Origin of the sequence: Succinivibrio dextrinosolvens (assembly GCF_900116345.1) — a bacterium.
Lineage (GTDB): Bacteria > Pseudomonadota > Gammaproteobacteria > Enterobacterales > Succinivibrionaceae > Succinivibrio > Succinivibrio dextrinosolvens_B.
Genome location: NZ_FPAH01000006.1, coordinates 46,315 through 59,579 on the forward strand (window position 1 = coordinate 46,315; position 13,265 = coordinate 59,579).

Below are 13,265 nucleotides of genomic sequence, written 5' to 3' on the forward strand. Positions count from 1 at the left end.
TTTTACTTATCTTTTTTATTTTCTTTTTCCAGAGGTACGTCTGGTTTAATGTTATATAACTGCAATGCTCTGGACATAATCTCACTGAAGGCAGGACCTGATACGGTACCGCCATAGAATTTACCTGCCTTAGGTGCATTGATAACTACAACAAGAGCAAATCGAGGATTTGAAATCGGAGCAAATCCGGCGAAGGTTGCCATATAGAACTTACCGTAAGTTCCACCTGATGCAATTTTTGCAGTACCAGTCTTACCTGCAACACGATAGCGATCAATTGCCGCTTTTCCACCGGTACCGTTGTTAACTACTGATTCCAGGGCTCGCTGCATATTTACAACCAGCTTCGGAGACATGACATTTGTGCTCTGAGGCGCCTTTGGAACTCTTAGAATTGATACAGGCAATCTGTTTCCGCCATTAGCCAGTGTGGCATATGCAGAAGTCAGCTGAATATTGGTAACCGCAACACCATATCCGAAACCTAGTGTTGCCTTATCAATCTCAGACCAGAAAGGTCTGTTTTCATTTAGTCTGCCAGGGCTTTCACCTGCAAGACCAGATGCGGTTTTACTTCCAAAGCCGAATCTGTCCAGTACCGACATAATCTTATGAGGACCAAGTCTCATTGAGATACGGGCCATACCGGTATTTGAAGAGTACTTGATAATATCAGCAAGAGTTCCCTGACTCATGGCATGAGAATCCCTTACCATTTTACCATCAACTATGAATGGACGGGTATCAAAAACTTCATTCCAATTGGTTGTTTTAGCCTCTAAAGCAGCCAGAGCCACTAGTGGCTTCATGGTTGAACCAGGTTCGAAAATATCTGTTACTGCCCTATTTTTGGCATTAGTACTGTCAAACTTCTTTCTGTCGTTAGGATCAAAGGATGGAGAGTTGGCAATGGCCAGAACCTCACCGGTCTTAACATCCATCAGCACAGCAGTTCCGCTGTCCGCATCATTTTCCTTTACAGTATTTTCAAGAGCGGCATAGGCAACTTCCTGAAGTCTGTTATCAATACTTAAAACAAGGCTTCCGCCCTGAGTACCCTTTTTAACAGTCCCCAGATTCTCGACAATGTGATTGTATTTGTCCTTTTTTGCAAGTCTGGTGGAGGCCGTTGAGGTCAAAAATGAGTTAAAGCTCTGCTCAACGCCGTAAACACCTGCACCTTCACCGTTTAAAATACCGATCAGGGTGGCGTTCATGGCACCGGTTGGATAATGACGACGGTAGCTGTCACCCAGAATAATGCCGTTCTTGCCCAGTGACTTGAGCTTTTTGGCCTTATCAACCTCAAGGTAACGTTTTAAGTGAACAAAGCGTTTAGTCTGATCTGCGGTTCTCTTATATAAGGTGTTGACGTCGATCTCAAGAATCTTGGCAATCTCTGTCATTCTCTTCTTATCAGCATAAACACCTTCTTCATGAAGGAATTTAGGATCGGCATCTACTGTTTTGACAGGAACAGAAATAGCCAGAATTCTGCCGTTTCTGTCTGTGATTAGACCGCGAGGAGGCTCATAATGATAATTTCTGACAACTCGAGCATTTCCTTCAGCGATAAGTTTTTCAGGATATAGGATCTGGATCCACAGTAGCCTTCCAATTAAGGCTGCCATAATTAAAAAAGCAACACTCCACACACTGAAAATGCGGAATTTGCTTATTTGTAGGCGACTGCTCCCTTGTTCGTGGATTAGGGCCATTTTATCTTAAATCAATTACAACTTCGTCTTCTGTTTTTGGCTGAACCATGGCTAGTTTATTTATAGCGGACTTTCTGACTACTGAATACTCTGTCAGTACTTCTCTCTCAGAAAGCAATGAAAGCCATTCCCTATGCATCAGTTCATTTTTCTGGGTAACTTCATTCAGCTCAATTGTAATATCACGTGTCTGCTGAACAATATGTACCTTATAAACTGATAAACATGTTGCTACTAAGATTAACACAAAAGATAAAGAATGTGCGAAAACGTCTTTCAGTATTGTTGGAACCAATGCTGTTTTCTTAGCGGGTTCAAGCTCACCTGTGTATAAAGGGATAGCCAGAATCTCAGTAGACAGATCTTCATTCTGAATGTCTGCATTGGCGATACGAAGAATTCTCTGCTCTGTAACTTTCGTTACAACAGTTTTTTCTTCCTGCTTGTCTTCCTTAGGTGCATTGATCTGAATCTTTGCAACATCAGGAGCCTGTAATTTACTGTTTGCTTTATGTTTGTGAGTCGATCTATCGCCAAATTGGGGTTCTTTTTCTTCCTCAACCGGCAGATTGTCTTCTTCTAATTTTCGTAATGCTGATGACTCTTGCATTTAAGGTTGCCTCTTAAGTCTTCTGCAGACTCTCAAAGTTGCACTTCGAGATCTTACATTTGACTCTATTTCTTCTGCGGTTGCCTTTATGGCACCACCAACGGGCTCCACCTTTGCTGTAGCTAGTCTCATTTTTTCTGTTTCTTCGAAAGTCAGAGGTAATCCATTAGGAACCTTCTGGCCCTGAGACTTATCTTTTATAAATGTTTTTACAATTCTGTCTTCTAATGAATGGAAGCTGATTACACATAATCTTCCATTGTCTGCCAATACCTCAAGACTGCTGTCCAGAGCTTTTTTCAGCTCATCAAGCTCACCGTTCACGGCGATTCTCAGTGCCTGGAAACAGCGGGTAGCCTTGTGCTTAGGTGTTGGCTTGCCACCGATTACTCTCTTAATGAATTCTGAGAGTTCCAAAGTGGTTTCAAAAGGTTTCTTTTCACGGTCTCTTACAATTGCAGCGGCAACCTTTGAGGCAAAGTTCTCCTCGCCGTAGACCTTGAAAATATAAGCTAAATCCTGTTTTGAATAGGTATTAACAATAGTCTTTGCATCAAGCTTGGCACTCTGATCCATTCTCATATCCAGAGGGCCGTCCTTATCAAAGGAGAAACCACGTGATGGATCATCAATCTGAGGAGATGAAACACCAATATCCATCAGAATACCGTCAACCTTGCCGGCTATTCCAAGTCTTTCACAGACTTCAAGAATATTTGAAAAGGCACTGTGGGTAATGCAGAAACGTTCGTCTTTAATCTCTTTAGCGGCTTCAACGGCTGTTAAATCTCTGTCCAGTCCGTATAATCTTCCTGAAGGGCCAAGTCTCTCCAAGATCTTTCTTGAGTGCCCTCCCCTACCGAAGGTAGCATCAACATATATCCCGTCTGGCTTGATATCAAGACCATCTAAGACTTCATTCAATAAAACAGGAATATGGGAAAAAGCCATCTACAACCTTCTAAAGTTAAGTTACAGCTTAAGATTGGCAAGCAGGCTATGGGATTCCATTGATTTGCAGGCATCCATAAGCAGATTATTGTCAATCTCACGCTGAGCTTTAAAGTTCTCTTCGGACCAAAGCTCAAATTTATTGTTAAAGCCAATCAGAAATGCTTTTTTCTCTAGTGAAGCTTCAGTTCTTAATTCCTGTGGAATCAGAATTCTTCCCTGAGCATCAAGACTACAGAAAACGGCACTTCCAAGTACAATACGCTGAATAGTTCTACAAAGCGGGTCAGTGATAGTAGGTAAGGCACCCAGGGATTCCACCACGTTCTCCCACTCGGAGGTTGGATAAATCCACAGGCATTTGTCAAAAAGAGATCTGGTGACTATCAGCTGACCATCAGATTCATCCTTAATGACATCCTTGTAACGGGCAGGGATAGCCATTCTGCCTTTAAGATCAAGGCTGACATCATTGGTGCCACTTAAGAGAAGGCCTGCAAACATCCCGATTCCTTATGGGTTAGATACAATTCACCCACAAATTCCCACTTTCACCCATTAAGTTTATCAAAAGATTGCAGTTTTTCAAGGAAATTAATAATGAGGAGAATTAGATTTCAGATTGAAAATCAGTAAGTTAAATATATTTTACAAAAGAGAAAGAGAAAAGATATTTATGTAAATGCTGAGCAAGTCACACGATTGGCTTATTTATGCGCTTTACCCAAAAAGAAAAAGTTAAGGCTGGAAGTGGTAGAAAAGTGGGAGATTTTTCAGGCACCTGAGAATTCAGATGCCTGAGTTTAAAAATTAAAGAGCGCCGATTTCCTTATAGAATTTCTCAGCTCCGCTGTGCAGTGGAAGATTAGCAATATCCTTTACAGCGTTCTTAGGATCTAAACCTTTTAGGTTTGACTGGGCCTGACCTAACTCTTTAATGTTGGTCCAGAAGGTCTTGGTCAGATCATAAACAGTCTGCTCATCAAGATCACCACGACAGAACATTACCATCTTAATTGCTGTAGTCTTAACTGCCTGATCCTGTCCTGGGTAGGTTCCTGCAGGTATTGTATAAGAGGCATACCAAGGGAACTTCTCTTTTAGAGTGTTCAGGATCTTATCCTCAATTGGAATAAGTTTGCTGCCTGAACTTAGGGCCTGAGTTACAGCTGAGGCTGGAACACCTGACATAATCCAGGCACCGTCAATGGTATTGTTCTGTAACATATCAGCAGCGTCGGTAAAGGTAATGTACTCGGCATTTAGGTCATCAGGGAATTTAAGACCGGCAGCCTCAAAGTGATTCTGACACTCACCGTATACACTGGAGCCTGCTGAAGCTACAGCAAAATGCTTACCTTTAACATCCTCTAAGGTCTTGATTCCTGATTTTCCGGTTACTACAACCTGATTTGGATTGAAGTAAAGACCTGCTATAACCTTCAGATCAGGATATGCGTAGCCCTCAAAACTGTCTGTACCGTTCAAAGCCTGATAACAGTTGCTGGAGATTGCAATTGAAACCTGAGCCTCACCTTCAGCAACCTGATTAAGATTATCAATACCGCCTGCTGAAGCCTGACTTGAGGCACTCACATAATCAATTTTCTCATCCCACAGATGAGTAATGGCAGCGCCTACTGCATACAGGGCTCCGGATGCGGATGCTGTTGGGAAGTTAATGGAAACCTTTGCATGATTTGCATCAGCTAAGGCATTAGATGCAATCATTAAACCAGTAATTGCAGAAACAAGCTTTATCATTTTTTTCATGAGCAGTACTCCTATGTCGATAGGAATATTATTGATACCAAATTAAGGTAAGAGCAAGAACAATTACTGTAATTACTTCAAATTTCTGAGGGAATTCCAAAAATCGCAGGATTTAAGAAGAATATGCCCAAGAAAGAGGCAGGAAATATGGTTTTGTCAGACTTCAAAAAAAACAAAGCCTCCAATTTGAGTGGAGGCCTGGTCTTAAGAATCTTTATTATTTCTTCTTGTTTACAGCATCTTTTAATGCCTGACCTGCACTGAATGCAGGAACTTTGCAGGCTGCAATCTTAATGGTCTGTCCTGTACGAGGATTTCTTCCCTCTCTAGCCTTTCTTGAATTAACTTTGAAAGTACCAAAGCCGATTAACTGAACTGGCTCGCCTTTCTTTAAGGACTTGGTTACAGCTTCAAGAACTGCATCAAGTGCGCTCTTAGAAGCAACTTTTGTCAGACCAGACTTTTTAGCAATTGCATCAACTAATTCTGTTTTGTTCATACTATCATTCCTTTTGTTTTGAAGAGTTTACCAACAGCCATTAAATGCGACTGTCAATTACAATATAGTGATAACCCCTGCTCTAATCAAGGATTCAAAAGGATGTTAGAGCTTTTTTTCAAACAACAGTAAAAAGATGCGATAAACATCAAATAAAAAAGCAGAGATCTGATTAAAAAAGAATCATTCTAGGACATTCAATTCGTGAGAATTGCTAGAAAAAATTTTCTTTCCTACAAAAGTTTCCATGAAGCAATGGCTTTATTTTTTGAACTTATGACAATTGGAATTCTGATTAGATCTTTTAGAGGAAGAATCTCTCCATAGCGTTTATCCAGAATCTGATTTTCTGCTTCTTTTAGAAGTTTATCTTCAGAAGATTTTGTTTTGGCTAGTTTAAATTCAAAAACAAATCTTTTATCTGTCAGCTCTACTACCAGATCTGCTCTGCCGTCTGCACTGATAACTTCTCTTTGAGCATTGATTCCTGATAAGGTCAAAGTAAAGTAAACGATATCTCTGCAGTAATGCTCTGACTTGAATGCTTCATTGTCATCATAGCCAAAGGTATTCAAGGCAGCTGAGAAAGTCTTAATAAGCTTCTCGTAATCAGATTTATCAAAATTACTTACAATTGCAGATGAGATATTCTGAATTGTTTTGGTCTCTACAGCGTCCTTCCTTACAGCAACGTAATAAAGTTTGGTTAAAGATGATTTAACTTCGAGATTAGGAGATACTAAAAACAGACTCTGTCCTCCTAATTCATTTTCCTCAACTTTTAGTGACAGATATCCTGACTGGTAAAGAATACTTAGAGGAGTAACAGTAAAGTAATCATAGAATGTTGATAATTCATCAGCACCGATTTCTATTTTCTGAATACTTTCAAGAGGAACGTTTTGAATATTCTCGATATAGTTTGCAACCAGAGTCGGATACGCACCACCTGTTTCATACCAGAAATTCTTGAATCCATTTTTAGGGGCAGATAGGAAGTTTAGTACTGACCATGGATTATAAAGAGTAGACTCATTTTCGACATGGAATCTGTAGCCATCATAATGAGCTTTTATCTGGGAATAACACTCTTCTTTGGATATATTAAGTGTCTTTGCTGCATTCTCAACATATTCATCAAAGTACTGATGTATATCATCATCGGTATAGCCTAGTAATGGAGAAAAATCACTCTCAAGGCCAAGGTCTCTTAGATTGTTCAGCTGAGAGAATACAGAGGTTTTAGCAAATCTACCAACACCAGTGATAAAGATAAATCGCATATCACCGGTCACTCCTTTAATTGCTCCAAAGAATCCCTGCATGTACTGTCGATATGATTCAAATAATTCCTTGTTTCCTAAAGAGTGAGTTAATGGATAATCATATTCATCAATTAAAAGAACATATTCAGCAGGAGCAGATTCAATTATGGTCTTTAGGTTTAAGCCTGCACCGCGATCTTTGTAATCATCAGGAAGATTCACTCCATCTCGTTTTGCGCAATCTGCCAGGATGTAAGTAATCTGATTGTTTAGTTCATTTTTATCTTCAAATGAAAATGTAGAAAAATCCAGATGAATAACCTTATAGGTTCTTCCCTGTTCTTTTTCCTTCCAAAGCTTTTCAATTTTCAGCCCTTTGAAATACTCTGTTCCATGAGAAAACAACGATTTTAAAGCAGATAGAAGAAGTGATTTTCCAAAACGACGTGGTCTTGTCAGAAGAACTGGTCTATAAAGAGATGCAAATTCATAAACTAAATCAGTATGGTCAACATATTTCTGATTATTATTACGCAAGGCTTCAAAGCTATTATTAGCAATAGGAAGACTTTCTGGATCTGGCATCTTTATTCTTAACTATCCGATGAAAATTAAAGCACATTGAATACTATAGCAATTATACAACTATATTCATATGACTATTAACGACATCTGACCTCAAAAATAAAAAAGAAGAATCATTCTAGATCATTAATTTAATGAAAAGTGTCAGAAATTTTTTCTGTCCTACATAAGCTTCCATGAAGCAATGGCTTTATCTTTTGAACTTATGACAATTGGAATTCTGATTAGATCTTTTAGAGGAAGAATCTCTCCGTAGCGTTTATCCAGAATCTGATTTTCTGCTTCTTTTAGAAGCTTATCTTCAGATGATTTGGATTTGGCTAGTTTAAATTCAAATACAAATCTTTTATCTGTCAGTTCTACTACCAGGTCAGCTCTGCCGTCTGCACTGATAACTTCTCTTTGAGCATTGATACCGGATAAGGTCAAAGTAAAGTAAACGATATCTCTGCAGTAATGCTCTGATTTGAAGGCTTCATTGTCATCATAGCCAAAGGTATTCAGGGCCGCGCTGAAGGTTCTGATTAAATCCTCATAGCAAAGATTCTCAAAGTTTGCTTTCAGAGCTGTTGAGAAATCATCAAAGATATCTTCAGATAAAGCATTCTTTCTTACATCTCTGTAGTAAAGCTGAATTAAAGATGAACGCACCTCAAGGTTTGGAGGTACCAGAAAAAAGCTCTTTCCTCCTAAAGAATTAGGTTCATCTCTTACAGACAAATATCCACTCTGATAAAGAATGCTTAGTGGAGTTACATCAAAATAATCATAGAACTCACTAAGTGTTTTAGTACTGCACTTGGTTTTTAAAAGATTCTCCAATGGAGTATTCTGAATAGACTTAATGTATTTTGAAATCAGAGTTGGATATGCACCACCGGTCTCATACCAGAAGTTTCTAAAACCTTCCTCCGGTGCAGTTAGGTAGTTTAGTACTGACCATGGATTATGGAGAGTGGTTTCGTTATCTACATGGAATCTGTAGCCATCATAGTGAGACTTGATTTGAGAATAGCACTCTTCTTTGGAGATATTAAGAGTCTTTGCTGCATTTTCTACATACTCATCAAAGTACTGATGCATATCTTCATCTGTATAGCCTAACAATGGAGCGAACTTACTTTCAAGACCAAGGTCTCTTAGATTGTTCAGCTGTGAGAATACAGAGGTTTTAGCAAATCTGCCAACACCAGTGATAAAGATGAATCTCATATCACCGGTTACACCTTTGATGGCACCAAATAATCCCTGCAGGTACTGTCGGTATGATTCAAATAATTCTTTGTTTTCCAAAGAATGAGTTAACGGATAGTCATATTCATCAATTAAAAGAACCGTTTGTGCAGGATTGTCAGAAACAATTTTATAAAGAATTGTTCCCGCATCATCTGAAGGAAGAATCTCTCTTACTTTAATTTGTTGAGTAAGGATAATATCCTTTAATCTTTCACTAAGCCTAAAATCAAACTCATTTTTGTCAGAATATGTTAAAGATGAAAAATCCAGATGAATAACTTTATATGTTCTGCCTTTTTCCGATTCTTCCCATAGTTTTTCAATCTTAAGACCATGAAAGAATTCAGTTCCCTTTGAGAACAGAGATTCTAAAGTTGAGACTAGCAACGACTTGCCAAAACGACGAGGTCTTGATAAAAATGTTGGTCTTTTGAATCTTACAGCTTCATACAGTAAATCGGTGTGATCTACGTAAATTTGATTGGAATTACGTAAATCTTCAAATCTATTGTTTGAAGTAGGAAGCCTTTCTGGATTTTGCATCTTTTTCGTACTATCCGATAAAAAAATCTCAACTATTGGTAACTGACATTATATTATCAAGATTTATCTCACTTTAAAAAAGAATCGTTATATTATGGCAACAAAACCATACAATTAGCTACAGAGTTAAGCCACACATCAAACAAAAAGAGAAATATAAAGATGAAGGATTTTTTTAAATATTCCCTACTCTCATTACTGCTACTATCAGGACTCTCATACGCAGAAGTTCCACCAGATATAGAAGGCATCTACAACAAGTGCAGGAATAAGGCAGATAACACCGTTGAGATCAACGAGTGCAGCTCCAAAAGACTCGAAGCCTACGATGCACAGCTCAACATAGCCTACAAAAAGTCACTGGCAAAATGCAGTGAAAGTGAGAATCCAAAGCTCTGCAGAGAAGAGCTCAAAGAAGCTGAACGCAATTTTGTTAAATACAAGGAATCCATGCTCAAGCATATGGAGAAATACTCCATGTACCGAGATGGCACTATCTTCAGCATGGTATATCTGAATTTCGCAGCTGATCTGACAAAACTTCAGTACGAAACTCTGCAGGACAACTATGTTGGAGAAGATGCTCCTTAGAAGAGGAGCTTTCCTCTTAATACCACATGCTTAAGCTCTAAGCTCTTTTTATCAACAATAAGGACATCGGCTCTCTTGCCTGTCTCAATGGAGCCGGCCTTATCAAAGATCCTGACTGCTTTTGCTGGATTTCTGGTACAGGCAAGTATAGCTTTCTCAAGAGGAATATCCATCTCCTTTACTGCAGTTCTGAAACACTCAAAAAGATTGGTTACAGAACCTGCTATCACACCATTCTCCAGAGTTGCAAGTTTGCCTTTAACCTCAACCTTCTGACCGCCTAGGGCATAGACTCCGTTTTCAAGGCCTGTAGCTTCCATGGAATCAGAGATCATCACGATATTCTCAAATACTCTGAAGGCAAGTCTTACAGCGCCCTTATGAATATGAACGCCATCGCAGATAAGCTCAGAGAATACATCAGAAAATTCCGCAGCTGCACAGATTGGTCCTGGAGCTCTGTGATGAATTGAATTCATGGCATTAAAACAGTGGGTAAGCTCCCTTGCACCGGCCTCAAAGCCCTTATGGGCAGCATCATAATCAGCATCGGTATGAGCCACTGAGAAGTTAACTCTATCCTTAAACAAGCAAATCAGCTTTAAGGCATTATTCACTTCAGGGGCAATGGCAACAGTCTTAATCAGCCCCTGGGAATCACTCATAAACTTCTCTAAAAGCGTCTCATCCGGTTCTCTTACATACAGGGAATTCTGAGCTCCAAGCTTTTTAGGACTGATAAACGGACCTTCAAGATACACGCCCTCCAGAGAAGCCATATCCTCCTCTGCCTTAAATTTTGCAGCGCACTTAAGAGCCTTTGAAATACTGCTCTCATCCATAGTCATAGAGGCAGGAGTTACAGAAGTAATTCCATGATGAGCCTCATAGCGGCAGATAGTCTTTAGGGATGACTCATCACCATCCATAAAATCAGAGTTCATACAGCCATGTAAATGGATATCAATAAAACCAGGCAGCACATAGCAATCTGAAGCATCGACTGAATAACTATCCTCTGCTGACTCTACAAAGCGGTCCCTGTGTATATAAACCTCACGCTCCTCAAAGGTCCCTTCAGGAGTAAAAACCGAACCATTTTTTATGATCATTTAAAGCCTCGATCATCTTTATCGTCTGAGAATTTTTATTAACGATAGATATTTTAAGAAACAATTAGTAAAAATGTTTAGCAACGTCTCATATTTTTAACAAAATCAAATACTAATGTTATTAAAAATAATTCATAATAAAAATAGGAATAGAGTGAAAACATTTTTGAAATAATTGCATGTTCAAATCTAAGTTTCTTCTAAGAAATAAAATCTAATCTTCATTCGTACAAAGTGATTAGCCACTTGGGATTTAACCACTTTGCATATAAAGGTGAAATATGAACTTTTACGTAATTGGAATAACCCTGTTTGTCGGGGGATTCGTCGTAGGAGCTTTAGTTTGCTATGTCGTCATGGCTCAGATTTATAAACATAAACGAGTCAAGGATGAGCTTCTAAAGTCCAAACGTGCAGCCATAAAAGCTCATAGAACACTGGACAGATTCGTTAAGACATCTCTGGATATGTTCGGTGAACTAGATACTACCCATAGGCAATATCTGCAGTTTCTAAGAGAAACTACACAGAAGATTGCCCCAAAGGAATCCGGTTTACATCATTTTCTAGAAGATGATATGGGACCAATGCCTGTTTATAGAGGTAAAGAAGAAAAAGCACCTGCAAAACAAATTGAAACTGAAGATAAGATTGAAACAATAAAGAGCTCAATTCCTGCTCCGGATGTTCTTAAGAATCCGATACTTCAGACAGAGGATACAATTGATGCTGAAGATACTGAAACATCAGAAAATCCAAAAGTCCCTGTTGAAGAGCCTAAGAAAGAGATAAAGGAGGAGGAACCGCTTAAGGTATGATATTTTTTTCCGTTAGGAGTCTATTACATGCTAAATAAGCTAAGAACCGCTACCGCAATTATCGCTATATCATCGGCAGCAGTCTTTTCAACAATCAACACCGCAAATGCCTCAGCTCCAATTTTAGGAGATCTTCTAGCCAAGGGAGACACTCCATCCCTGGCTCCAATGCTAAAACAAGTACTTCCTGGTGTTGTTAATATTTCAGTAAAAGGTAAAAAAGATGTTCAGGGATTCTCAATTCCTGATGAGTTCAAGTTCATGTTCCCAGGAATGGGCGATGCTTTCGGCTTCGGTGACGGCAGAACTCAGCAGAGAGAATTCAGAGCATTAGGTTCTGGTGTAATCATCAATGCAGATGAAGCACTTGTTGTAACCAACAACCACGTTATCGACGGTGCTGATGAAATCAAGGTTCAGCTGTCTGACAGCCGTGAATTCACAGCAAAACTTATCGGCCGTGACAGCCACACCGATCTTGCGTTATTAAAGCTTGAGAATGCAAAGAATCTGACTCAGATTGATATGGCTGATTCAGACGAGCTGGAGGTTGGTGACTTTGCAATTGCCATCGGTAACCCATACGGTCTGGGTCAGACTGTAACCTCAGGTATCGTTTCAGCTTTAGGCAGAACCGGCCTTAATATCGAGAATATCGAAAACTTCATCCAGACTGATGCAGCTATCAACTCTGGTAACTCAGGCGGTGCCTTAATCAACCTTTCAGGCAAGCTGATTGGTATCAATACCGCTATTATGGCTCCATCAGGCGGCAACATCGGTATTGGCTTTGCAATCCCTGCAAACATGGTTAAGACTGTAACCGCTCAGATCTTAAAGTACGGTGAAGTTAAGCGTGGTCTGCTTGGTGTTCAGGGTACAGAGCTTAATGCAGATCTTGCAAACAGCTTCGGCTATGATCAGTCAACCGGTGCCTTTGTTAACGAGGTTATCAAGGATTCAGGCGCAGATAAGGCTGGTATCAAGTCAGGTGATATCATCACCGCTATTAACGGCAAGAAGGTTAAGTCCTTTGCAGCTTTGAGAGCTGAAATTGCAACTCAGAGAGCCGGCAATGAGATTACCGTTACCGTATTCCGTGATGGCAAGTATCAGGATATCAAGGTTAAGCTAAGCTCTGATGCAACTCAGAAGGTTTCAGCCAAGGATTCACAGGAAATCTCCCCTGCCTTTGCAGGTGCATCCTTTGCTAACTCTGAGAAGGGTGGCGTTGAGGTTACTGATGTAGCCAAGGGCTCAGTTGCAAGCATGTTTGGTCTGCGCAAGGGTGACATCATCATCGGTGTTAACAGAACCGATATCAACACTCTTCACGACTTAAAGACTACTCTTGATAAGGAAAAAGGAAAGATCTCCGCTATAAAGATCAATCGTAACGGAACTATCCTGTACATTACCTTAAGATAGTAGCTATCCTCAATTCTCAAAAGCCGGATCCAAAAGATTCGGCTTTTTTGTTGCTTACAACATTTTTCTTATATTTACCTCATTTCTCATAGCAATTAGCCAAAGAAAGAATCTTTCTATACTACAATTTATTTAA

Annotated in this window: 11 protein-coding genes and 1 pseudogene; 3 read left to right on the top strand and 9 right to left on the bottom strand. The window is 39.6% G+C overall.

Annotated features, from left to right (window positions below):
* Positions 1–2 precede the first annotated feature (2 nt).
* From BM308_RS03135 to BM308_RS03170, 8 genes and pseudogenes are all read right to left on the bottom strand, one after another.
* Positions 3–1,631, bottom strand: coding sequence for a peptidoglycan D,D-transpeptidase FtsI family protein (locus BM308_RS03135; RefSeq protein ID WP_177214406.1), 1,629 nt, complete (start codon positions 1,629–1,631; stop codon positions 3–5).
* An 88-nt stretch (positions 1,632–1,719) separates the two neighbouring features.
* Complete coding sequence (locus tag BM308_RS03140; RefSeq protein WP_074942835.1) at positions 1,720–2,328, bottom strand: cell division protein FtsL; 609 nt, start codon at positions 2,326–2,328, stop codon at positions 1,720–1,722.
* Entirely contained in the window at positions 2,329–3,279 is a 951-nt protein-coding gene (gene rsmH / locus BM308_RS03145) for a 16S rRNA (cytosine(1402)-N(4))-methyltransferase RsmH (protein WP_074942836.1), read from the bottom strand.
* Positions 3,280–3,300: 21 nt separating this feature from the next.
* On the bottom strand, positions 3,301–3,783 hold the full coding sequence (gene mraZ, locus BM308_RS03150) for a division/cell wall cluster transcriptional repressor MraZ (RefSeq protein ID WP_074942837.1): 483 nt from the start codon (positions 3,781–3,783) through the stop codon (positions 3,301–3,303).
* 306 nt (positions 3,784–4,089) lie between these two features.
* Positions 4,090–5,052 (bottom strand): TAXI family TRAP transporter solute-binding subunit, encoded by a 963-nt coding sequence (locus tag BM308_RS03155; RefSeq protein ID WP_074942838.1) that lies wholly within the window; start codon positions 5,050–5,052, stop codon positions 4,090–4,092.
* 217 nt (positions 5,053–5,269) lie between these two features.
* Positions 5,270–5,575 (bottom strand): annotated as a pseudogene (locus BM308_RS03160) (HU family DNA-binding protein); the annotation flags it as partial.
* A 209-nt stretch (positions 5,576–5,784) separates the two neighbouring features.
* A complete protein-coding gene (locus BM308_RS03165; RefSeq protein WP_074942840.1) occupies positions 5,785–7,401 on the bottom strand; it encodes an AAA family ATPase in 1,617 nt (538 codons plus the stop codon).
* A 162-nt stretch (positions 7,402–7,563) separates the two neighbouring features.
* Complete coding sequence (locus BM308_RS03170) at positions 7,564–9,180, bottom strand: AAA family ATPase (protein WP_074942841.1); 1,617 nt, start codon at positions 9,178–9,180, stop codon at positions 7,564–7,566.
* Between the two features lie 162 nt (positions 9,181–9,342).
* On the opposite strand from BM308_RS03170, the gene BM308_RS03175 reads away from it, so the two are divergent.
* The gene (locus tag BM308_RS03175; RefSeq protein WP_074942842.1) at positions 9,343–9,771 is read left to right on the top strand and encodes a lysozyme inhibitor LprI family protein; all 429 of its coding nucleotides are present in this window, start codon (positions 9,343–9,345) and stop codon (positions 9,769–9,771) included.
* On the opposite strand, the gene nagA is transcribed toward BM308_RS03175, so the two are convergent.
* Positions 9,768–10,883, bottom strand: a complete 1,116-nt coding sequence (gene nagA / locus BM308_RS03180; protein ID WP_074942843.1) for an N-acetylglucosamine-6-phosphate deacetylase — start codon at positions 10,881–10,883, stop codon at positions 9,768–9,770. The two genes, BM308_RS03175 and nagA, sit on opposite strands and share 4 nt — an antisense overlap.
* Before the next feature lie 281 nt (positions 10,884–11,164).
* Between nagA and BM308_RS03185 the strand changes: the two genes are divergently transcribed.
* Positions 11,165–11,701 carry a ZapG family protein gene (locus BM308_RS03185; RefSeq protein ID WP_074942844.1) on the top strand — a complete coding sequence of 179 codons (537 nt, stop codon included), beginning with the start codon at positions 11,165–11,167 and terminating at the stop codon, positions 11,699–11,701.
* Between the two features lie 27 nt (positions 11,702–11,728).
* The gene (locus tag BM308_RS03190) at positions 11,729–13,129 is read left to right on the top strand and encodes a DegQ family serine endoprotease (RefSeq protein ID WP_074942845.1); all 1,401 of its coding nucleotides are present in this window, start codon (positions 11,729–11,731) and stop codon (positions 13,127–13,129) included.
* Positions 13,130–13,265: the final 136 nt, after the last annotated feature.

Bases quoted from the DNA above. Each gene is read 5' to 3' on its own strand.
- BM308_RS03135 (WP_177214406.1), bottom strand. From the start codon at position 1,631: ATGGCAGCCTTAATTGGAAGGCTACTGTGGATCCAGATCCTATATCCT.
- BM308_RS03140 (WP_074942835.1), bottom strand. From the start codon at position 2,328: ATGCAAGAGTCATCAGCATTACGAAAATTAGAAGAAGACAATCTGCCG.
- rsmH (WP_074942836.1), bottom strand. From the start codon at position 3,279: ATGGCTTTTTCCCATATTCCTGTTTTATTGAATGAAGTCTTAGATGGT.
- mraZ (WP_074942837.1), bottom strand. From the start codon at position 3,783: ATGTTTGCAGGCCTTCTCTTAAGTGGCACCAATGATGTCAGCCTTGAT.
- BM308_RS03155 (WP_074942838.1), bottom strand. From the start codon at position 5,052: ATGAAAAAAATGATAAAGCTTGTTTCTGCAATTACTGGTTTAATGATT.
- BM308_RS03165 (WP_074942840.1), bottom strand. From the start codon at position 7,401: ATGCCAGATCCAGAAAGTCTTCCTATTGCTAATAATAGCTTTGAAGCC.
- BM308_RS03170 (WP_074942841.1), bottom strand. From the start codon at position 9,180: ATGCAAAATCCAGAAAGGCTTCCTACTTCAAACAATAGATTTGAAGAT.
- BM308_RS03175 (WP_074942842.1), top strand. From the start codon at position 9,343: ATGAAGGATTTTTTTAAATATTCCCTACTCTCATTACTGCTACTATCA.
- nagA (WP_074942843.1), bottom strand. From the start codon at position 10,883: ATGATCATAAAAAATGGTTCGGTTTTTACTCCTGAAGGGACCTTTGAG.
- BM308_RS03185 (WP_074942844.1), top strand. From the start codon at position 11,165: ATGAACTTTTACGTAATTGGAATAACCCTGTTTGTCGGGGGATTCGTC.
- BM308_RS03190 (WP_074942845.1), top strand. From the start codon at position 11,729: ATGCTAAATAAGCTAAGAACCGCTACCGCAATTATCGCTATATCATCG.